The sequence below is a fragment of the Rossellomorea arthrocnemi genome (assembly GCF_904424705.1).
Taxonomy (GTDB): Bacteria; Bacillota; Bacilli; order Bacillales; family Bacillaceae_B; genus Rossellomorea; species Rossellomorea arthrocnemi.
Window position 1 is genome coordinate 16,974 of sequence record NZ_CAJGBF010000008.1, and the last position, 20,614, is coordinate 37,587.

22 protein-coding genes are annotated in these 20,614 nt (G+C 41.2%); 19 read left to right on the forward strand and 3 right to left on the reverse strand.

Annotated elements, in window-relative coordinates; all coding sequences use genetic code 11:
- Positions 1 to 129: 129 nt before the first annotated feature.
- The 6 genes from BAA9072_RS12255 to BAA9072_RS12280 all read left to right on the forward strand — a co-directional run bounded on the left by BAA9072_RS12255 (position 130) and on the right by BAA9072_RS12280 (position 2,601).
- Complete coding sequence (locus BAA9072_RS12255) at positions 130 to 717, forward strand: peroxiredoxin family protein (protein ID WP_201714977.1); 588 nt, start codon at positions 130 to 132, stop codon at positions 715 to 717.
- Positions 718 to 913: 196 nt separating this feature from the next.
- Positions 914 to 1,060 carry an FbpB family small basic protein gene (locus BAA9072_RS12260; protein ID WP_201714978.1) on the forward strand — a complete coding sequence of 49 codons (147 nt, stop codon included), beginning with the start codon at positions 914 to 916 and terminating at the stop codon, positions 1,058 to 1,060.
- A gap of 105 nt (positions 1,061 to 1,165) precedes the next feature.
- The gene (locus BAA9072_RS12265; RefSeq protein ID WP_201714979.1) at positions 1,166 to 1,309 is read left to right on the forward strand and encodes an acid-soluble spore protein N; all 144 of its coding nucleotides are present in this window, start codon (positions 1,166 to 1,168) and stop codon (positions 1,307 to 1,309) included.
- 76 nt (positions 1,310 to 1,385) lie between these two features.
- Positions 1,386 to 1,616, forward strand: a complete 231-nt coding sequence (gene tlp / locus BAA9072_RS12270; RefSeq protein WP_201714980.1) for a small acid-soluble spore protein Tlp — start codon at positions 1,386 to 1,388, stop codon at positions 1,614 to 1,616.
- Positions 1,617 to 1,803: 187 nt separating this feature from the next.
- Positions 1,804 to 2,220, forward strand: coding sequence for an acyl-CoA thioesterase (locus BAA9072_RS12275; protein ID WP_201714981.1), 417 nt, complete (start codon positions 1,804 to 1,806; stop codon positions 2,218 to 2,220).
- Between the two features lie 75 nt (positions 2,221 to 2,295).
- The gene (locus BAA9072_RS12280) at positions 2,296 to 2,601 is read left to right on the forward strand and encodes a hypothetical protein (RefSeq protein ID WP_201714982.1); all 306 of its coding nucleotides are present in this window, start codon (positions 2,296 to 2,298) and stop codon (positions 2,599 to 2,601) included.
- 51 nt (positions 2,602 to 2,652) lie between these two features.
- Here the strand turns inward: BAA9072_RS12280 and BAA9072_RS12285 are convergent, their stop codons facing one another.
- Positions 2,653 to 2,943: a HesB/YadR/YfhF family protein gene (locus tag BAA9072_RS12285; protein WP_201714983.1), complete on the reverse strand. Its 291-nt coding sequence runs from the start codon at positions 2,941 to 2,943 to the stop codon at positions 2,653 to 2,655.
- Positions 2,944 to 3,065: 122 nt separating this feature from the next.
- On the opposite strand from BAA9072_RS12285, the gene BAA9072_RS12290 reads away from it, so the two are divergent.
- Positions 3,066 to 3,326: a hypothetical protein gene (locus tag BAA9072_RS12290; protein WP_201714984.1), complete on the forward strand. Its 261-nt coding sequence runs from the start codon at positions 3,066 to 3,068 to the stop codon at positions 3,324 to 3,326.
- A 70-nt stretch (positions 3,327 to 3,396) separates the two neighbouring features.
- Here the strand turns inward: BAA9072_RS12290 and BAA9072_RS12295 are convergent, their stop codons facing one another.
- Together BAA9072_RS12295 and plsY are read right to left on the reverse strand one after the other, a co-directional pair.
- Positions 3,397 to 4,554, reverse strand: coding sequence for a CapA family protein (locus BAA9072_RS12295; RefSeq protein ID WP_201714985.1), 1,158 nt, complete (start codon positions 4,552 to 4,554; stop codon positions 3,397 to 3,399).
- A gap of 238 nt (positions 4,555 to 4,792) precedes the next feature.
- The gene (gene plsY, locus BAA9072_RS12300) at positions 4,793 to 5,374 is read right to left on the reverse strand and encodes a glycerol-3-phosphate 1-O-acyltransferase PlsY (RefSeq protein WP_201715140.1); all 582 of its coding nucleotides are present in this window, start codon (positions 5,372 to 5,374) and stop codon (positions 4,793 to 4,795) included.
- Positions 5,375 to 5,576: 202 nt separating this feature from the next.
- Here plsY and BAA9072_RS12305 point away from each other — a divergent pair, with 202 nt between their 5' ends.
- From BAA9072_RS12305 to BAA9072_RS12360, 12 genes are all read left to right on the forward strand, one after another.
- The gene (locus tag BAA9072_RS12305; protein WP_201714986.1) at positions 5,577 to 6,875 is read left to right on the forward strand and encodes a purine/pyrimidine permease; all 1,299 of its coding nucleotides are present in this window, start codon (positions 5,577 to 5,579) and stop codon (positions 6,873 to 6,875) included.
- Positions 6,876 to 7,064: 189 nt separating this feature from the next.
- Complete coding sequence (locus BAA9072_RS12310) at positions 7,065 to 8,048, forward strand: ABC transporter ATP-binding protein (RefSeq protein ID WP_201714987.1); 984 nt, start codon at positions 7,065 to 7,067, stop codon at positions 8,046 to 8,048.
- Positions 8,045 to 8,701 (forward strand): ABC transporter permease, encoded by a 657-nt coding sequence (locus BAA9072_RS12315; RefSeq protein WP_201714988.1) that lies wholly within the window; start codon positions 8,045 to 8,047, stop codon positions 8,699 to 8,701. Before BAA9072_RS12310 ends, BAA9072_RS12315 begins: the two co-directional genes overlap by 4 nt.
- A gap of 24 nt (positions 8,702 to 8,725) precedes the next feature.
- Complete coding sequence (locus tag BAA9072_RS12320) at positions 8,726 to 9,625, forward strand: ABC transporter substrate-binding protein (protein WP_201714989.1); 900 nt, start codon at positions 8,726 to 8,728, stop codon at positions 9,623 to 9,625.
- Positions 9,626 to 9,827: 202 nt separating this feature from the next.
- On the forward strand, positions 9,828 to 10,235 hold the full coding sequence (locus BAA9072_RS12325; protein WP_201714990.1) for a CoA-binding protein: 408 nt from the start codon (positions 9,828 to 9,830) through the stop codon (positions 10,233 to 10,235).
- A 290-nt stretch (positions 10,236 to 10,525) separates the two neighbouring features.
- On the forward strand, positions 10,526 to 12,496 hold the full coding sequence (parE, locus tag BAA9072_RS12330; RefSeq protein WP_330999292.1) for a DNA topoisomerase IV subunit B: 1,971 nt from the start codon (positions 10,526 to 10,528) through the stop codon (positions 12,494 to 12,496).
- A 3-nt stretch (positions 12,497 to 12,499) separates the two neighbouring features.
- The gene (gene parC, locus BAA9072_RS12335; protein ID WP_201714991.1) at positions 12,500 to 14,938 is read left to right on the forward strand and encodes a DNA topoisomerase IV subunit A; all 2,439 of its coding nucleotides are present in this window, start codon (positions 12,500 to 12,502) and stop codon (positions 14,936 to 14,938) included.
- Between the two features lie 265 nt (positions 14,939 to 15,203).
- A complete protein-coding gene (locus tag BAA9072_RS12340) occupies positions 15,204 to 16,628 on the forward strand; it encodes an alanine/glycine:cation symporter family protein (RefSeq protein WP_201714992.1) in 1,425 nt (474 codons plus the stop codon).
- 63 nt (positions 16,629 to 16,691) lie between these two features.
- Positions 16,692 to 17,105, forward strand: coding sequence for an SWIM zinc finger family protein (locus BAA9072_RS12345; RefSeq protein ID WP_201714993.1), 414 nt, complete (start codon positions 16,692 to 16,694; stop codon positions 17,103 to 17,105).
- 68 nt (positions 17,106 to 17,173) lie between these two features.
- A complete protein-coding gene (locus tag BAA9072_RS12350) occupies positions 17,174 to 17,938 on the forward strand; it encodes a hypothetical protein (RefSeq protein WP_201714994.1) in 765 nt (254 codons plus the stop codon).
- A 73-nt stretch (positions 17,939 to 18,011) separates the two neighbouring features.
- Positions 18,012 to 18,470: a staygreen family protein gene (locus BAA9072_RS12355; RefSeq protein WP_201714995.1), complete on the forward strand. Its 459-nt coding sequence runs from the start codon at positions 18,012 to 18,014 to the stop codon at positions 18,468 to 18,470.
- Positions 18,471 to 19,685: 1,215 nt separating this feature from the next.
- On the forward strand, positions 19,686 to 20,171 hold the full coding sequence (locus BAA9072_RS12360; protein WP_230980848.1) for a ribonuclease H-like YkuK family protein: 486 nt from the start codon (positions 19,686 to 19,688) through the stop codon (positions 20,169 to 20,171).
- Positions 20,172 to 20,614 lie beyond the last annotated feature (443 nt).

Below are 20,614 nucleotides of genomic sequence, written 5' to 3' on the forward strand. Positions count from 1 at the left end.
TTGAAGCCTCGGGGAGTCCCGAGGCTTTTTTATATTCCTCATGCAAGCCTTTTAAAAATCCATGACTAAAGAGAGACAAGCCTACATAAGATGATAGTAAAATCATTTCCTTGAGAGGAGAGCACTCCTTTGAAATCCATTTTTGGCGTTTTACTTGTCACTTTATTAGTCTTCTCATTCTATATTGAGAATAAATCTGATCCCAGTTCCATCTCTGAAAGCGTGTTTCAACAAGCTGAAGCCTATGACCAATTGATCGATATTGAAGAAGGAGAAGTTTCTGAAACCACTCCTGTAGAGAACTACCCCGGACCAAATGTGGGGGATAAGGCCATTGATTTTAAACTTGATACTCTAAATGGAAAACCCATTACATTATCAGAATTGAAAGGCAAGAAAGTGATTGTGAACTTCTGGGCTACCTGGTGCCCGCCTTGTAAAGAAGAAATGCCCGTCATGCAAGAGTTTTACACGAAATATGGTAAAGACGTTGAACTCCTCGCCATCAACATCGACCCTCAATACAACGTCAAAGAATATCAAAAAGCAATGGGTCTGACGTTTCCCATCCTATTGGATACAAATGATAAAATTAATAATGCCTATGACATCCTGACCGTCCCAACCACCTTCATCATCAACGAAAAAGGCATCATCACCCACAAACAAATCGGTGCTATCACCAATATCGACTCTCTCACCTCTCTCCTGAAGTAAGGAACTGAAATGAGGGACGCACCTCCCTATAGAAACTTTGTCTTGAACCATCTGTGGCCAGAGGGAAGGACCCTCACATGAAACCTCCTAAAGGCCTCCAAATCAATCTCAGCCATCTATTGTGACCTTTGTTTAAAATATCTGACATTTGGATATACTACTTATACAAAGCACAATAGAAAGCGAGGGGATTAAATTGCGCAGACCAAGAAAAAAATCTTTTGCAGATCTTGTGAAAGAAAACAAGCAGCAGCTCTTGTTGGATCAGGATGCCATTGACGCCATTGAAGAACGTATTGATGCCAGACTTGAAATGAAACGCCCTGTAAGTAAAGCCGAGTAAGAAATTACGAGGCTTATTTTTTTGCCCTGAAATTATTACTGCCAATTATTACGCCTTTTCTTCCTTGCTATTTTGGTAATCATATTAGTAAGGGGGGGAAGTATTATGAGCAACCCAAAAGGAAGTCAGAGTCACTTTGTACCAAACCACATTGGGACAAAATCGAGAGCCGCAGGCGGCAACAAAGGGAAGCAAATGCAGGATAAATCCGGTAAGCACGCACAAGTCATCCAAACCAAGGGTGAATAAGGCTTTTCTAAAGAATTGAAGTGGGATTGGCCAGAAAGGTCCGTCCCTTATCATTTTGACATAGGAGGAATGCAGGATGGCATGGGATAAACCAAATCCGGATGATCGCAGTGATAATGTTGAGAAGCTTCAAGGTATGGTTCAACATACAATTGAGAATATAGATCGGGCTGAAGAATCAATGGCTTGCACCGACAGTGAAGAGCAGCTTCAGTCCATCCAGGCAAAGAATGAACGTCGCAGAGAGAGTCTTCAGGCTTTCCGCAATGAAATAAAAGATGAAGCAAATCCAAATACGAATCAATAAAGGGTAAAGATTCCATGACCCGAACAAATAGGCATTGTCATTAAGCCTTTTTTGTTCGGGTCATTTTTATTTAATAGAACCTTAGTAATGGAATTACCTCTAAGCTTTGAAGCCGATTAATTCTATGGCTGAGTATATCTATGATAAAATAAGGATGGATACTGATTAGTTGAAGAGGGTGTAAAGGATGCAAATTGCAGAAAAAACCATTGAAGTGCGTTACGCAGAGACAGATCAAATGGGGGTTGTATATCATGCAAACTACCTTGTATGGATGGAGCTCGGTCGTACACAACTGATTGAAGACCTGGGCTTTAAATATGCTGATATAGAAAAAGAAGGGATTTTATCCCCAGTCATTGACCTGAATGTAAGCTACAAGTCACCGGTTCGCTATGGGGAAAAAGCGTTTATCAAAACATGGGTGGAAGAGTACGATGGGCTGCGTATTACATATGCTTACGAAATTTATAATGGAGATAACCAGCTTGCCATTACCGGGCAAACCAAACATGTGTGCGTGAAGCAAGAAAACTTTCGTCCCATTTCAATCCGAAAGATGTTTCCTCATTGGCATGATGCCTATGAAAGAGCAAAGAAATAATATCCTATATAGTCTCCCCGGCAGGGAATTATCCCTGAACTCCTTTAAAAAACAGGATTGGAAAGGAAGGCAGCCATGGCATTCGGACTAACGAAAGAAGAGCTAAGAGAATGGAAACATCAAGTGAAGAATGGTGAGATTGCATTTCTTACCCACTACTGGCTGGATGATCGATTTCCCGATACACGTTCCGTGACGAAGGTGGGCTGCTGTAACCTCGATCGATTGTCCCGTTGGGGGGAGAAGTATGGGTTGAAAGAGGAATGGATTCATCAAAGGAAAGAGGGCTTTCCCCATTTCGATCTTTTAGGGGAAATCCAGGAAAATATCCTCCTTAAAGAAGGCCTACATGAGCATATTACCCGTTTCGGGAAGAAATAAGGACCGGACACTAAGAAAAAAAGGCTGGCATCCGCCAGCCTTTAATGCCCGTTATTTTTTGTACTCGTATGATGGTTCTTGAAGATTCTGGTCGTATTCAACATATAAATCATGACCATCAAAGAACCATAAATCTCCTTCTTCAATAAAAAACTCCCGATTTTCAATTTCGATTCGTTCACCAAGATCCACCGGTTCGTCTTTGTTCACCCCTAATGAAAAACCATCGTGCAGAGGACTGGAACCTCCGTATCGTACATAAAAACGAACTTGTTCGCCTTCCTCAACAAGCATTTCGTTTTTAAACCACGTAAGAGCTTCTTTTGAAATATGTATGTTCATTGATGAGACTCCTTTCTCTACAGGTATTTTCCAGAGTGGTTCTGGACAAAGAAGGTTTCATTTCATATTATATACATAGTGAAGTAGGAACATCTACTAATACGCATAAAGGGATGAAATAGATGAAGACACAAACTTTATTATATTACATTGGTGCATTTATATTTACCGGACTGAGTATCTTAACGTTTATTCAATTGCATGAAGCTAAATATCAGATTGAAGCAGGGACATTCATTGTGATTTCAGCCCTCCTTTATTATGGAATGGTCACACTTTTCTTTAAGAGCAGCCGTAAGACCTTTCTGGCAGCCAATATCTTTTTGGCGGCTTTAGCTCTTGCAGGCATTTTCTTCAATTCATTGATTTTTGGCGGACATTAAAAGAACGAGCTTTCCTTTGGAGGAAGCTCGTTCTTTTCGTAAACTAAATATAACCTACAGGCTATCTTTCTCAATCAGGTATTCCGTCCACCATATGTGATACCATTTCTTCTTCTGTGTATGCAATCATACCATTTTCTTTGGCAAAACCGAGAGGATAAATCCGATAGTTTTTATAATGATTCTCTGACACAAAAGTAGGTTTGAACTGAACTGACGGGAAGGTAATTTGGGAGCCGGCAGGATTCATCTTTTTCTCTACCTGGACCGTTACCATTCCCCCGATATCCTTGAAATCATCTTTCTGTCCAGAAAGGAAATTCCCAAGGGAATAAATGACAACAGCTTCCCGACCATCATCTGTTTTGTAGGTCTGGATCGGCTGCAGCACATGGGGGTGGTGACCGAAAATGATGTCAACACCATTATTCGTCAATACCTTAGCAAGCCTTTGCTGTTCCTCAGTCGGGAAGCGTTGATACTCATTTCCCCAATGCAGGCTCATAACCACTAAATCGATGTCCATACTTTTGGCTTTCTGGATTTCCTTGATCATTTTTTGCTCATCTATTAAGTTGACTAAATACTCTTTTCCCTTTGGTACAGGAATTCCGTTTGTACCATACGTATAAGACAGGAGAGCAAATTTGATTCCATTCACATTAAAGGTACGAATACGACTTTGGTCTTCCCGGCTTTTAAACGCCCCAACATACGGCATGGAAATTTCCCCATAATAATCAATCGCACTCAAAAGACCTTTTTCACCCTGATCCAATGAATGATTGTTGGCAGTGGTCACAGCATCCACTCCAACTTCCTGCAGTGCTTTAACAACCTCCTGCGGACTATTGAACAGGGGATAGCTTGATACGCCCAATTCCACACCACCCGGGGTTGATTCCTGATTGGCAATAAGAAAATCTGGTGAAGAGAGCATGTCCTTAATGGGAGAGAACATAGGTGTGAAATCATATCCAGATTGTTTTTTTGCATCATTGTAGACCGTATCATGAATGAGGATATCTCCAATTGCAGCAATAGAAGCACTTGCTTTGATCGATTTCCCAGATGCCTGCACTTCCCTGGTGGTATGCAGAAGAGACGTTAACTCTTCTTCTCCTGCAGGAGTGGACCAGTCGGAATACTGCTTGTTTAGAAGAAAACCAGTCAACAAGAGTAATGGAATGCAGAGAACGATACTAGATATCAATCTTTTTTTATTCATATTCATCATCCTTTATTTTATGCACTACTTTCATTTTACAAAAAAACAAGGGGAAACGGTTAGTTTTTTTAGCGAAATCTGAAGAATATTATCAATTTATGCTGCTCCAGCTTTCTGGGAATTACACCTCATCATTCTCATATACAAGTATGGCTATACACAATCAGGAACAAAAAAACGACCTATGCACCATGGTCCCCGGAAATCCGGTTACCTGGTGCATAGGTCGCTTTTTAAACTAAAGCCATTTAATTTTTGGTTCGGTTTTATTTTTAATCCGTACAATGTTTGCCCGGTGCCTGTAAATTACAAAAATAGTCAGAATACCTACAACTATGATGAGGGGTATATCTTCAGTGAAGACAGAGTACGTAAAGGCGAGTACCGCTGCAATCATAGAAGAAAGGGATACATACTTCGTTGCATACAAGCAAATAAAAAAGACGGCCAGTAGTATGATAAAAAGGATGTAATTGTAGCCTAGGAGGACACCCGCTGAGGTTGCCACAGCCTTTCCCCCCTTGAATTTTGCAAAAACAGGATACATATGGCCAATGACGGCAAATACTCCGGCCAATAACATATGTACATCACTTGCAAACATCAACGGTAATAGAGTGGCGAGGGTTCCCTTTAGAATATCCATGATGGTCACGATCATTCCAGCTTTTACACCAAGGGTTCTGAACGTATTCGTCCCACCAAGGTTCCCACTCCCATGTTCACGGATATCCTTTCCGTAAAACGTCTTACCAATCAATAAACCTGATGGAATAGAACCTAATAAATACGAAAGTATGAGTATAAGGGCAAAAATCATCATCACTGCTCCTTTAAGAATAACTAATCCGCTCTTATTTTAACATGTTTTCCCTATAAAGGGGAGAAAATCATTAAAATAATTAGTACCTGTTCATAAAACTAGATGATACTATAAAAAACCGCCCATTCATTCTCTTCAAATGAAGGAAATTATGTTAAAATGGACACACTTTACATAGTTGAAATGAAGGTGTACACAGATGCAAATACTATTATCAGCTCTCCAATGGGTAGCTTTTATGGTGGCAGGATCTATTGCCGCTCCCATTGCCATTGCAGACTTGTTCCAACTGTCTCCTGCAGATACAGCGGGATTCATTCAGCGGACGATATTCGTTTTAGGTGCGGCAAGCCTTATCCAGGCATTGTTTGGTCATAAGCTACCCATCAACGAAGGACCAGCAGGACTGTGGTGGGGTGTTTTTGCCATCTATGCAGGGTTTTCCGGAACTCTTTATAGCAGTCATGAAGAAGTTTTAACCGTATTACAGGGAGGCATGATTGTCAGCGGAGTGATTTTCTTCATTCTTTCCGCCACAGGTCTTTTAAAGAAGCTATCCTCCTTATTTACGCCGGCGATCACGTTTATTTATTTAATGTTGTTGATTCTGCAATTAAGTGGATCCTTTATCAAGGGGATGTTTGGGATTCAGCATGAAGGACAATCCATGGAACCCCTTGTCCTCATTGGCAGCGTTCTGACTATCCTTGCTGCACTATATTTTTCCAGTCACAAGCAGAAATGGATTCAGCAATATTCCATCATTCTTGCCCTGGTCGCCGGATGGCTCATCTTCATTATGATGGGGCTTGGGGAAAGTACCTCTGTTTCCGACAGCTGGTTCTCATTACCTCATGTTTTCGTATTTGGTGCGCCTGTGTTTGATACCGGTGTCATCGTGACCTCAATATTCATCACCTTTCTTTTAACAACTAATATGATCGCTTCCATACGTGTGATGGAAGAGGTGATGAGAGCTAAGGGGCAACCCACCTATGAACGTTACACAAAGAGCGGCTTCGCATCAGGGTTGAATCAGCTCTTCGGAGGATTATTTTCTGCGATTGGCTCAGTTCCCATTTCAGGGTCTGCAGGTTTTGTAACTGCGACTGGGATGTATTCAATCATCCCCTTTATTATTGGCAGCGGGATCATCATGATTATCAGTCTGATTCCTAAGATCATGAACATATTTGCCAGTCTTCCAGCACCTGTCGGGTATGCAGTAACGACAGTTATCTTCATCAAGATGGTCGGACTTGCCCTTTTCGAATATCGAAAAGAAGAGGATGTAGAAAGAATTCATTTCGTAGCAGGGATCTCACTCATTGTGGGAGTGGGAGCAATGTTTGTGCCTCCAAGTGCATTTAATGACATGCCGGTTGTCGTTGCGTCCATATTGAACAATGGATTAATATTGGGGACCATTACGGGTATAGTAGTGGAACAATATATACTGAAGAAACAGAGGAGTCATTCCGTCGCCAGCAAACAATAATTTGCTGGCTTTTATTTATTATCCGCTTCCGTAAAGAATTTTTGGTAAGCATGCTGTATGTCCACCCTCCATTCATCACAAACTATAGGAACAAATTCATTTTCTTTTACAACATGTTTACCTTTTGTATAATGAGGGTATCCCTTCTATGTTTAGTAAAATTTCTCAGTACATAAAGCAGGTGGAAAAATGATTGAATTTCAAAATGTTACAAAAATCTACGAAGATGGTACAGAAGCCATTAAGGGAATAAACTTAACCATTCCTGAAGGTAAGCTTATTGCCTTGATCGGTCCGAGCGGATGCGGTAAAACCACTACAATGAAAATGATCAATAGACTTATAGCGCCTTCTGGGGGAACGATTCTCATTAATGGTAAAGACACTTCAGAAACAGATGAAGTCGACCTCAGGAGAAATATCGGTTATGTCATTCAACGGATCGGACTGCTTCCTCATATGACGATTGAAGAAAACATCAGCCTCATCCCCCGTCTAAAAGGGTGGAAAAAGGAAAGATATGAGGGACGAGTGGATGAGCTTCTTAATCTGGTAGGGCTGGAACCGGAAGTATACAAGAAAAGGTATCCTCTCGAATTAAGCGGTGGACAGCAGCAGCGGGTTGGGGTAATTCGCGCCCTTGCAGCGGAACCACCTATCATCCTGATGGATGAACCGTTCAGCGCCCTGGATCCAATCAGTCGTGAACAACTCCAGGATGAATTGAAAAGCATCCAAAATACGATACATAAAACGATAGTGTTTGTCACTCATGACATTGATGAAGCGTTAAAGATCGCTGATGAGATCGCCGTTATGCGGGATGGTAAGATCGAACAGATTGCAACACCGGTGGATCTTCTCTCTAAACCTGCCAATGAGTTTGTACGTGCATTCATAGGTGAAAACCGATTGAACGTTCTAAAGCCTCTTAAGCTGGTTTCCGATATCATGAAGGAAGATACGAACCATCTTCACAACATGCTTGAGGAAAACGAATACTCATCGATACCGTTTGATGCTTCCATTCAGGAAGCGGCGGGCATGCTCCTTTCATCTGGAAAGCCTTATCTGATGGTGACAAAAGACGACAGGAAGATCGGGATCCTCACATCAAGTGATATTCTCCAGACAGTAGCATCAGAAGGGAATAAGGAGGCGAGCTCTGTATGAATACATTCTCTTTCCTATTCATCCATACCATTTCAAACCGATCAGATGCAATCTTAACGGGATTATTGGAACATCTATATTTATCCTTTGTATCGATATTCATTGCGATTGCAATCTCGCTTCCACTGGGGATATACATCTCCAGGAAGAAACAATCAGCGGAATTCTTCATCGGGATCACCGCTGTATTTCAAACGATACCGAGTTTGGCTCTATTCGGTTTCCTCATCCCATTACTTGGCACGGGAAGTATCACAGCCATCATCGCCTTAACGGTATATGCACTTCTACCCATACTCAGAAACACCTATACAGGCATCATTGGAGTGGATGAAGGTGTTATAGAAGCAGGAAGAGGCATGGGAATGACCAACACTCAGCTCCTATTCAAGGTCGAGCTGCCTCTGGCCCTCCCCTTCATCATGGCGGGTATCCGGACCGCTACAGTACTGACTGTCGGTGTTGCAACACTTGCCACCTTTGTAGGGGCAGGGGGACTGGGGGACCTTATTTATCGGGGACTATCCACGTGGAATAATGCACTCGTCCTTGCCGGAGCGATTCCAGCTGCACTACTCGCGTTGAGTTTTGATTTTTTATTAAAGCAGCTTGAACGAATGACAACTCCTAAAGGCTTAAAAGCAAGAAAATAAAGAGACATTCAAAGGAGAGTAAGAATGAAAAAGAAATTACAGGCATTTATATTATTCATTGTATTATCCGTCGTAATCGCAGGTTGCGGAAATGGCGGGGGAAAAGACACCATCACAGTATCAGGAAAGATGTGGACAGAACAATTTATTTTAACTCAAATGATGGCTGAACTCCTCAAGGAAAAAACAGACTTGGATGTAAAAGTTGAGGAAGGGCTAGGGGAGGTCTCCATCCTGACACCCGCTCTTGAAAAAGGCGACATCGACGTGTATGTGGAATATACCGGTACAGGACTTGAAGCTGTACTGAAAGAACAAGCCAAGGAAGGTGCTTCAGCAGAAGAAATCCTTTCACAAGTCCGTAAAGGATACGAAAAAAAGTTTGATGTTACTTGGCTTAAGCCATTAGGTTTTGAAAACACATATACCCTTGCCTATACACAGGATCAGGACTTTAATGCAAAGACATTTTCCGACATTGTGCCACTTTCAAAGGATTTGAGTTTCGGTGCACCCCACCAGTTCTACGAACGTGAAGGGGACGGATACGATGCCTTCTCTGAAGCATACGGATTTGAATTCAAAGAGAAGGAAAGCTTTGACCCGAACATTATGTATGAAGCGGTTAAAAATGGGGATGTAGACATTATTCCTGCTTTTACAACAGATGGACGTATCCAACGTTATCATTTAAAAACAACGAAGGACGATAAAGGATTCTTCCCACCGTATGATGCTGCACCGATTATCCGTCAAGAGGTGCTGAAAGAGCATCCAGAAGTAGAGGAAGTTTTGAATGAGTTGGCAGGCAAAATCTCGGAAGAAGAGATGAGCGAACTGAATGCCAAAGTGGATATGGATAAACAGGACCCAAAAGATGTTGCACGGGATTTTCTTATATCTAAAGGATTGATCGAAAAGTAGGAGAGAAAGGAGTGTCAGGCATGGAAGTAGAAGGGATGAGTCCACAAAACCATCTCTGGTCCTCCTGACATTTCTTTTTATTTAAGTAATTTTATAAAATTTTGAAAAATTGAAGGGAAATATGGTATAAAAGAAGAATAGGACTTAAGAAACAGTTGAAGAATAAAAGTGTTATGAATCAATGAAGGAGTTGAAATCACCTATGGAGAATCCATCCCGGCATGAAATAGGCCACATACTCAACCAATCAAAACGCATCGCAGTGATTGGTTTAAGCGATAATCCAGAACGGACATCATATATGGTATCCAAGGCGATGCAGGATCAGGGATATGATATCATCCCTGTAAACCCCACCATTGAGTCGGCATTAGGAGTAAAGGCTGTATCCTCTCTAAAGGAAATCAATGGAACGATTGATATCGTCAATGTATTTCGCCGCTCAGAATTTTTGCCGCAAATTGCGGAAGAATTTGATCAAATTGATTCAAACGTATTTTGGGCACAGCTTGGTGTCGTGAATGAAGAGGCTTATCGCTTTTTAAAGGAACGTGGGTATACAGTTATAATGGATCGCTGTATTAAGGTTGAACATGCTTTAACCAAATAATTCTCACTTGTAACAAGCGGCTCTTACCGCTTGTTTTTTTCGTACCCATATCACGAAAACGATTGGAAGAAACCTGGGATCAACGGGGATATTTTAATCGGTTCACGGAAATTCCATTTGCGAAAATCAAATAAAACGCTACAATAAGCAATAGTGGTTTACCTCAGAAATGACGAATTCCAGGTAAACGAACAGACGTTCTTGTGTTATAGTTAATAGAGAGAAAACCAATAATAGCTTACAAAGAAACAATCTATTATGGTTAGAGAAGTTTTGAAAGGGGAATGTTCGTGGCCAACCAGAATAAGACCATGGATTACAATGATGATGCCATTCAAGTATTAGAAGGCTTAGAAGCCGTCCGAAAGAGACCTGGGATGTATATAGGCTCTACTGATTCTAGAGGCTTGCATCACTTAGTTTACGAAATTGTCGATAACTCAGTCGATGAAGCATTAGCAGGCTTCGGGAATGAGATTATCGTTACAATACATAAAGATAATAGCATTTCAGTTCAAGACAAGGGACGGGGTATGCCGACGGGTATGCATAAGCTCGGTAAACCCACACCTGAAGTCATCTTGACCGTTCTTCATGCAGGTGGGAAATTTGGTCAAGGCGGTTATAAGACAAGCGGCGGACTGCATGGTGTCGGCGCCTCTGTTGTAAACGCACTTTCAGAATGGCTGGTCGTCACGATTGAACGAGATGGTATGAAATATGAACAGCGCTTTGTTAATGGTGGAAAGCCCGAGACCACTCTTGAGAAGATTGGAAAAACAAAAAAATCCGGTACGTGTATCCATTTCAAACCCGATCCGGTGATTTTCAGTAATACCACTTATAACTATGAAACACTTTGTGAACGACTAAGGGAGTCTGCTTTCCTGCTTAAAGGGTTAAAAATCGAGATCATTGATGAACGTCATGATCAGAAAGAAGTCTTTCATTTCGAAAGCGGGATCCAGGCATTTGTACAATATCTGAACGAAGAAAAAGACGTCCTTCATAACGTAGCCTTCTTTGAAGGGGAACATCATACTATCGAAGTCGAATTTTCTTTTCAATTTAATGATGGATTTTCAGAAAACATATTATCCTTTGTAAACAATGTACGCACAAAAGACGGGGGAACACATGAAGCCGGAGCTAAGACGGCCATGACTCGTGTCTTTAATGAATATGCCCGTAAGGTTGGGATTCTTAAAGATCGGGACAAAAATCTTGAAGGAACCGACATTCGCGAAGGGCTGGCCAGTATCGTTTCCGTGCGTATACCAGAGCACCTCCTTCAGTTCGAGGGTCAAACAAAAGGCAAACTCGGAACAAGTGAAGCACGGTCCGCTGTGGATGCTGTCGTATCAGAGCATCTTCTTTATTTCTTAGAAGAGAATCCTGATACAAGCTCGCTTCTTATCAAGAAGTCCATTAAAGCGGCTCAGGCCCGTGAAGCCGCACGCAAAGCAAGAGAAGATGCACGTAACGGAAAGAAACGAAAGCGCTCTGAAACCGTCCTATCCGGAAAGTTAACACCGGCTCAATCGAGAAACCCTCAGCGTAACGAGCTTTACCTGGTTGAGGGCGATTCAGCAGGAGGCTCTGCTAAACAGGGTCGGGATCGTAAATTCCAGGCGATTCTTCCACTTCGGGGGAAAGTCATCAATACGGAAAAAGCTAAGCTTCAGGACATCTTCAAAAATGAAGAAATCAATACGATTATTCATGCCATTGGAGGTGGAGTGGGTCCAGAATTCAATGTGGACGACATCAATTATGACAAAATTGTCATCATGACCGATGCCGATACAGATGGAGCTCACATACAGGTTCTATTACTGACATTCTTCTACCGCTATATGAAACCACTATTAGAAGCAGGGAAAGTGTATATTGCACTTCCTCCTCTTTACAAAGTAAGTAAAGGAACTGGAAAGAAGCAGAAGCTTGAATACGCTTGGACGGATGAAGAGCTTCAAGGAGCCATTTCTAAAGTTGGAAAAGGCTATATGATCCAGCGTTATAAAGGTCTTGGAGAAATGAACGCCGATCAGCTGTGGGAAACGACGATGGACCCTGAAACACGTGCACTGATCCGTGTCCGTATTGATGATGCTGCACGAGCTGAACGACGGGTGACCACACTCATGGGGGATAAAGTAGAGCCGCGCCGTAAATGGATTGAAAGCAATGTTGCCTTTGGATTAGAAGAAGACGGGAGCATTCTGGAAAACGAAAACATTACGGTCACAGAGGAGGGCTAATACATGACAACTGTAGAAAGATATCAAGACTTACCTCTGGAAGAGGTGCTTGGCGACCGATTTGGACGTTATAGTAAATACATCATTCAAGAGCGTGCATTGCCGGATGCACGTGACGGATTGAAACCTGTACAAAGACGTATTCTTTACGCCATGTATGTAGATGGGAACACCCAGGAAAAAGGGTTCCGGAAATCAGCTAAAACTGTCGGTAACGTTATTGGTAACTATCATCCCCATGGTGACACATCTGTGTATGATGCCATGGTGCGTATGAGCCAAACCTGGAAGGTCCGCAACTACCTGGTTGAAATGCACGGTAATAATGGTAGTGTCGACGGGGATCCACCTGCCGCCATGCGTTACACTGAAGCCCGCCTTTCTGCGATTTCCATGGAGCTTCTTCGTGATATCGATAAAAAAACCGTGGAGTTTGTTCCGAACTTTGACGATACATCAAGTGAACCGACCGTATTGCCGTCACGGTTCCCCAACCTACTCGTCAACGGTTCCACAGGGATATCCGCAGGTTATGCGACAGATATCCCACCTCATCACCTCGGTGAAGTAATTGATGCAACCATCATGCGGATGGAAAAGCCAGAGAGTTCAGTAGATGACCTCATGACGGTCATAAAAGGACCAGACTTCCCGACAGGTGGCATCATCCAAGGTGTCGATGGCATCAGGAAAGCCTATGAAACCGGAAAAGGGAAAGTCGTTGTACGGGGGAAAGCAGATATTGAAAACATCCGCGGGAGTAAACAACAAATCGTCATAACGGAAATTCCGTATGAGATCAACAAAGCGAATCTCGTCAAAAAGATGGATGAATTCCGCGTCGATCGTAAAGTGGAAGGGATTGCAGAAGTCCGTGATGAAACCGATCGAGATGGGATGCGCATCGTTATCGAGTTGAAAAAGGACGCAGATGCTTCAGGGGTCTTAAACTACCTCTATAAAAACAGTGATCTTCAAATAACCTATAATTTTAATATGGTTGCCATACATAACCGACGTCCTAAATTGATGGGACTTCGTGAACTGTTGGATGCATACATACAGCATCAAAAAGAAGTGGTGACCAATCGGACCAGACATGATCTAAATAAAGCAAGGGACCGTCAGCATATCGTTGAAGGTCTTATGAAAGCATTGTCAATATTAGATCAGGTAATAGCAACGATCCGTGCCTCGAAGGATAAACGTGACGCTAAGGATAACTTAATTCAGAAGTTCCAATTCACGGAAGCACAGTCAGAAGCGATTGTAAGCTTACAGCTATACCGCTTGACGAATACGGACATTACAGCACTGCAGGCAGAAGCGGAAGAATTGGCGAAAACGATTGCAGAACTAACGGCTATCCTAGAAAGCGAAAGCAAGCTTTACAGTGTGATCAAAAAAGAATTAAAAGCGATCAAAAAGCGGTTTGCTGATGCCAGACGAACTCAAATAGAGGAAAAGATCGAAGAAATCAAGATCAATCTTGAAGTTCTGATCGCAAGTGAAGATGTCATGGTGACCGTGACCCGTGATGGTTATATGAAACGGACCAGCCTTCGTTCTTATTCTGCATCAAATGGTCAGGATCTCGCCATGAAAGAAACAGACAGGCTTCTCGGCCAGTACGAAATGAACACAACAGATGTCCTCCTGGTGTTTACGAACAAAGGGAATTATATCTATTGCCCTGTTCATGAACTTCCGGATATCAGGTGGAAGGATCTTGGTCAGCACGTAGGGAATATCGTGCCGATCGACCGGGATGAACAGGTACTAAAAGCGATTCCGGTTAAAGAGTTTGATCCAGCCCATTATTTACTGTTTGTCACTAAGAACGGGATGATCAAGAGGTCAGAGCTTCCACAGTATAAAGCACAGCGATACTCCCGTCCTCTTGTAGGGATCAACCTTAAAGGTGACGATGAGTTGGTGGATGTCCACATAACAGATGGGTCACACGATGTATTCATCGCTACACACTTAAGCTATGGACTTTGGTTTGCAGAAGAAGATGCGAACATCGTGGGACCAAGGGCAGCCGGCGTGAAAGGAATTAACCTGAAGGATGACGACTTTGTAGTATCCGGTAAGATCATAAAAAATACAGCGAAGGACTTTATTTTCCTGGCTACCCAGCGTGGGGCCGTGAAGAAAATGAAATTAGCTGAATTCGAAAAAACCTCCCGTGCCAAACGCGGTGTCATCATGCTCCGGGAATTGAAGTCCAATCCACATCGAGTGGTGAGCATTGAAGTAGTAAAAGATACAGATAAAGTAGGACTAATTACGAAAAAGGGCAAAACAGATGAGGTACTCATCAAAGACCTTAGACCAAATGACCGCTACTCAAATGGCTCATTCATTATTGATGAAGGAGATAGCGGCACTATCTGTGAAACATGGACAGAATCACTGCTTCCTGATACGAAAGAATAGTATTTCTAAAAACGACCAGCTCCCATTTCTGGTCGTTTTTTTTACGTCATACACTGATAAATGAATGGAAAAAGCATGTTTATTCACTATTGTTGTACAATGCCTATATAAAATTGTACAACAATTAATATTATTTCAACAATATGAATTTATCAGTTGAAGGGATAACTTTTTTTTGATAGATTAAAACAGTGTCTTAAAGGGTAAACATACATAGGTTCATACATTATTTGTCATAATCTAAAAACATCTAGGGGGAACATTTATGGAGTTATTAACAAGTATAGTAGGTACCTTGAATGACTATATGTGGTCATACATACTGATCGTTGCATTGATCGGGCTTGGATTATACTTCTCGTTACGTACAAGATTCGCACAGTTTCGTTATTTAGGGGAAATGGGAAGACTATTAACTGATAAAACGACCATTTCTTCGGAGGGAAAGCGGGGGATCTCTTCTTTCCAGGCATTCACAATCAGTACCGCGTCTCGCGTCGGTACTGGGAACCTTGCCGGTGTTGCAACCGCGATCGCAGGCGGAGGACCGGGAGCCGTATTCTGGATGTGGCTGATCGCCTTACTAGGCGGGGCAACAAGCTTCGTGGAGAGTACACTTGCTCAAATCTACAAAGTGAAAGACGGGAAGGACGGATACCGTGGCGGTCCTGCTTACTACATGGAAAAAGGATTGAATGCCCGTTGGATGGGAATCCTGTTCGCCGTCATTATCACCTTTTGTTTTGGTCTTGTATTTAACTCAGTACAGTCCAATACGATTTCACTTGCTATGGAAGAAGCGTACTCATTCGATCGTATGACAGTGGGAATCATCCTTGCTGTGCTGACAGCATTAGTGATCTTCGGTGGCGTCAAGCGTATTGCCAGTGTCACCCAGATTGTCGTTCCAATCATGGCGGTACTCTATCTCATTCTTGCTTTCTTTATTCTCATCTCTAATATCACGATGCTTCCAAATATGTTCGTCGTCATTTTTGAAAATGCGTTCGGTATTCGGGAAGTAGCAAGCGGTGGAGTGGGAGCAGCCATTATGATGGGGATCAAACGAGGCTTATTCTCGAATGAAGCAGGTATGGGTAGTGCACCGAACGCAGCTGCATCTGCCGGGGTTACTCATCCGGTTAAACAAGGGCTTATTCAAACGCTTGGTGTCTTCACAGACACATTGCTGATCTGTACGGCAACCGCCTTCATGATCATCCTATCTGATCAATATACAACCGGGATCGATGGAATACAGTTGACGCAGGCAGCCTTAAGCTTCCATGTAGGGGCATGGGCAGATACTTTTGTTGCTGTCGCCATATTCCTGTTCGCGTTCAGTTCGATTATTGGAAACTATTATTATGGGGAAACCAATATCGAGTTTATTAAATACAGTCCGGTAACACTTTTCATCTACCGAATGGCGGTACTCGGCATGGTGATATTCGGAGCAGTTGTGAAATTGGATATCGTATGGAGCCTGGCAGATTTATTTATGGGTCTGATGGCGATCATCAACTTGATTGCCATTACACTACTTGCCAAGATTGCCATTGCAGCATTAAAGGATTATAGGGAACAAAAAAGACAGGGAAAAGATCCCGTTTTCTACTCCAACTCCATTAAGGGATTAAAAGGAATTGAAAGCTGGGAAGCAAAGCCTGAGGCAACAGAACAGAAATAGCATGAAAAGACCAACCTTGAGGGGTTGGTTTTTTATTGAATATACATAGTGGAGGCGTATAAGATGCATGATTTCAGTGGATTAATGATTGAAATGGAGATTCATGTAAATGAAACCATCATGAAAAGAGGATTGACATACTATAGAGGAAATCGAATCCTAGATGCAGACATATTTCCTACCCATGTTCATGGAGTGGTGAATGGTAAAGGGGACGATTATGATACCATCGTTTATCTGGATCAGTTTGAACAAAGCATTTGCACCTGTCCGTTTAATGGTTACTGTAAGCATATCGCTGCACTTGTTTTTTTCCTGCAAGATCATAAAGAGCTTAGGGAAAATGAAACAATTTCCTTTTCAGCTGAAATTAGCAGCTTCTCCAAAGATGACTTGGTGCAAATGGTTCAAACTCTCGGTGAAAAGAATAGCTTCATTCGTCAAGCGGTGCTGGATTATATAAAAGAAAAGCCATAATCCTTACATAGAATTTCCTTCTTTGGAGAAAATAATAGCGAATATTTTTCAACCAAGGAGAGAGAATCATGAGAAGAGAATTACTATTTGCATTCGGTGCTTTCTTTATAATGTCACTCCATGCCATAGCTGGAAACTTTTCTGAAGGACCACAGGAAAAACAGCCGGTGAATGAAATGACCATAAACGTTTATAAAAAAGATGTAACCGGCGATGGTAAGAAGGATACAATTACACTCAAGGCGATTCCATTTTCTCCTGACGCCCTGTTTCTCAAGCAAGTTTGGGCAGATATTAAAACGTCCAAAGGAAGTGACATCCGAATTGATTATGAGGGCGGATATGAACCGAAAATTCAATTCGTTGATTTAAATCATGATGGAATAAAGGATATGCTGTATTCCTCTGCCACGGGGGGAAGCGGAGGGATTTACAATATGGCTCTCCATACATTAGCTCATAATAAACTGGTTGATATCGGGCTGCCTGAGCCACTTACGATTCAAGCACAGTTTGAAGATCAATACAAAGCATCCATTACGTTTGTAGATACAAATCAATCCTACACAGTGGACTTAAGCGATCGGAAAGAAGATTATGATAGATTAGGAATCTATACCGATGGGAAATTAAATGAACCAATGGAATTAATGGTGGGACCATATGCTTTTTTTGAACCAGCCAAAATCTTTGGTAAGTCCGGCAAAGGACTAAAAGGATACCAGCAAATTAGCGGGGCTTATCATGCTGATGGAATCGGTACAGCTACTTCCTATTGGTATTATGAAGATGAAAAATGGAAATTGATTAAAATCAAATGGAGAGAAAATTAAGAGTGTAACCTTTGTAGGCTCTTGTCATACTCTGTTGTAAGCCCATTTTTGTAAAGGAAAAGGAGGCTTATACATGAGTGATTTCAAGCCAGAAAAGCTATCCGTTCAGTATTTACCGCCAGCATCCATCTTCAATCCAATCGATAACCGTAAGTATACACTGACTCATTCCGATACTACAGGCGCAATGTTTCTTAGTATCGGCTGCCATTTTGATCTGGAGAAGATTAATCCGTCAATGAGGGACGAAGTGTTAGGGGAATGGAAACGGAACCTTGGTCAATATACACTAACCGGGAAAGTATATGTGAGTGAGGGAGAATTCGATCAGCAACTTTCCAACGTTCGATTTATGATTTTCAAAAGGGAGCTGCCACTGGCGTTAGCAGCAATAGTGAACGGTGATAAAGGTTTTTACACCTACCATCCATGGCTCCTGGATGCACCGATCATTATCTGTTTCGAATCTATATTTCCGGAATATCAGCAAACGCTGTATTTCGGTAAACCGAGGCAATATTTGCTTAAATGATGCACAAGCATAGAGAGGACCACTTGGACTCTTTATGCTTATTTCTTTGTGAGTAAAGTGTTTGCCTGCCGTAGGTATAGAAGAAGGGCAGAACCGTTGGGAGGAATTCAATTGGATAAAGAGTTTCAATCAAATTAATTGAATGATTTAATATTGAAAAAAGAATGACACCAGTAAGTATTGTAACTTTGATATTATGTAAACTAATATAAAGAACTTGTAAAACCAGCGCCTGGAGAACGATCAGGACTCAAATATCGTAGCAATTCATCCCTAAAATCAACAAGTAAATAGTCAGATAATAGAACGATGAAATAGAGAATCATTTTTCTGAAACCATGGGTATTTACATTTATAAAAACATTGAATCCACTTGATAAATAGTTTCAATACGAAAGTCAGGATGAGATAACTAAATAGATTAAATCAAAGTATAAAACATTTGAAATGGGTTAAGTTCTTATTTTTTTATTCTGTCTCAATGTTAATAGTATACTTGTGATACGAGACTGGATTTGATTATTTCAGTTAACTTCCGATAATATATATTATGTAAACCTGAAAAATATTAAAAGTACTTAAGTTATACTAACACCCTTCTACTCATTAAATAAGACTCCTAGTGAACTTTTTATTTTGTTGTCATAACTTGTTCCAAGCCGCCCACACATCCGTAATATCATCACTTTTGGATGATTTGACTGCATTTCCTCTCTAAATTGTTACATATTCTTTTTTATAAAACTGAATTGATATAACTGATAGATACATTGACTCTCCGGCCAATTTCAGTTGCTCCGTACATCTGTATGATTTCAAGTATTCCAATGGTGCATCTCTTTTTACTTGTCATTTAAAGCACCACCTTTATTCATTGTATTTCTCCATTATAAAGAACACACGTTCGATAACCTGAAAATAAGCCACAAATGAATGTAAATCTTCAAGCTGTATGAATCTTTTCCTATTACTAAACACACTCCCGGCAATTGTAGCAATCAGCAACGGCAAGCAGGAAACCACTTCATTATGTATAGACTCAGGTAAACCATAATTGAGTGCATTATTTTCATTTCACTATAATAAGTTGTCATCATAAGATATAGATAAAAACTAATCTTTACATTCACAAATTGGTTAAGAAAGCAGTGATTTGACAAGATGAAAAACTGTAAGGAAAATCACTATTCATTTCAAAATCTACAGGAAACGGGAATGTCATTCGAAAAGGTTTTTGAACATATTGTGAAGTTCATGCGATCAGAACCAAATGGCCACTATCGATTAATGGTTGGAACTGATTCTCAAGTTCATCACTCGCACACTACCTTCATAACAGGAATTGTGATATTAAATGAAGGAAAGGGTATATGGGCATGTATAAGAAAAGTGGTAATCCCCAGAAAAATGCTGCATTTGCATGAGCGAATCTCATATGAGTTATCATTATCAGAAGAAATAGTGTCGTTATTCACTGAGAAAAGAAAAAATCAGTTAATTAATATCGTCCTTCCTTACATTTATGCTGGGGCTACATTTACAATGGAGGGGCATATTGATATTGGAAAGGGGAAGAAGAATAAAACAAGTAAATTTGTAAAGGAAATGGTGGCAAGGATGGAAGCCATAGGCGTAGAACCGAAAATTAAACCTGACGCTTTCGTAGCTTCTAGTTATGCCAACCGATATACAAAGAGATAATGAATACGGAAATGGCTGGTTGCTGGGTGTGAACCTTATCATCTCTATCCTCTTCTATACTATTATCCGAATGTTGCTATATGCACAGCAGTTCCTGCAAGAATCTAACCGGATCGCACCGTTGATGTAACAAAAAATAGGCAAATACAAAAAGACGATCGCTTTAAACGAATCGTCCTTAAATAGGTAGTTTTTTCAGCAGTAAAGCCTTTAATATTAAAAAATCTGGTAGTTTAAAAATAAAATTTCACATTCGCTTTGCAGGGTTGTGGTCTTTTAGTGGAATAAGAGGCTATTTATGGCTTTTTTATTGTTGTTAAATCTCTCTTATTAGAAAAAATTCTGGTGAGTATGATTTAACCCTTTTTGGTCCGTCTTTAAATAACCACATTCGCCCTACCGGTCCCAATTCCCCCAAAACCTGGATTCATACATAGTACGAA

Excerpts from the sequence above, each read along its gene's own strand:
- BAA9072_RS12285 (WP_201714983.1), bottom strand. The coding sequence starts at position 2,943 with ATGAACATACATATTTCAAAAGAAGCTCTTACGTGGTTTAAAAACGAA.
- BAA9072_RS12295 (WP_201714985.1), bottom strand. The coding sequence starts at position 4,554 with ATGAATAAAAAAAGATTGATATCTAGTATCGTTCTCTGCATTCCATTA.
- BAA9072_RS12275 (WP_201714981.1), top strand. The coding sequence starts at position 1,804 with ATGCAAATTGCAGAAAAAACCATTGAAGTGCGTTACGCAGAGACAGAT.
- parC (WP_201714991.1), top strand. The coding sequence starts at position 12,500 with ATGACAACTGTAGAAAGATATCAAGACTTACCTCTGGAAGAGGTGCTT.
- BAA9072_RS12280 (WP_201714982.1), top strand. The coding sequence starts at position 2,296 with ATGGCATTCGGACTAACGAAAGAAGAGCTAAGAGAATGGAAACATCAA.
- BAA9072_RS12265 (WP_201714979.1), top strand. The coding sequence starts at position 1,166 with ATGAGCAACCCAAAAGGAAGTCAGAGTCACTTTGTACCAAACCACATT.
- BAA9072_RS12360 (WP_230980848.1), top strand. The coding sequence starts at position 19,686 with ATGTCATTCGAAAAGGTTTTTGAACATATTGTGAAGTTCATGCGATCA.
- BAA9072_RS12320 (WP_201714989.1), top strand. The coding sequence starts at position 8,726 with ATGAAAAAGAAATTACAGGCATTTATATTATTCATTGTATTATCCGTC.
- BAA9072_RS12355 (WP_201714995.1), top strand. The coding sequence starts at position 18,012 with ATGAGTGATTTCAAGCCAGAAAAGCTATCCGTTCAGTATTTACCGCCA.
- BAA9072_RS12340 (WP_201714992.1), top strand. The coding sequence starts at position 15,204 with ATGGAGTTATTAACAAGTATAGTAGGTACCTTGAATGACTATATGTGG.
- tlp (WP_201714980.1), top strand. The coding sequence starts at position 1,386 with ATGGCATGGGATAAACCAAATCCGGATGATCGCAGTGATAATGTTGAG.
- BAA9072_RS12310 (WP_201714987.1), top strand. The coding sequence starts at position 7,065 with ATGATTGAATTTCAAAATGTTACAAAAATCTACGAAGATGGTACAGAA.
- BAA9072_RS12290 (WP_201714984.1), top strand. The coding sequence starts at position 3,066 with ATGAAGACACAAACTTTATTATATTACATTGGTGCATTTATATTTACC.
- plsY (WP_201715140.1), bottom strand. The coding sequence starts at position 5,374 with ATGATTTTTGCCCTTATACTCATACTTTCGTATTTATTAGGTTCTATT.
- BAA9072_RS12350 (WP_201714994.1), top strand. The coding sequence starts at position 17,174 with ATGAGAAGAGAATTACTATTTGCATTCGGTGCTTTCTTTATAATGTCA.
- BAA9072_RS12325 (WP_201714990.1), top strand. The coding sequence starts at position 9,828 with ATGGAGAATCCATCCCGGCATGAAATAGGCCACATACTCAACCAATCA.
- BAA9072_RS12315 (WP_201714988.1), top strand. The coding sequence starts at position 8,045 with ATGAATACATTCTCTTTCCTATTCATCCATACCATTTCAAACCGATCA.
- BAA9072_RS12305 (WP_201714986.1), top strand. The coding sequence starts at position 5,577 with ATGCAAATACTATTATCAGCTCTCCAATGGGTAGCTTTTATGGTGGCA.
- BAA9072_RS12345 (WP_201714993.1), top strand. The coding sequence starts at position 16,692 with ATGCATGATTTCAGTGGATTAATGATTGAAATGGAGATTCATGTAAAT.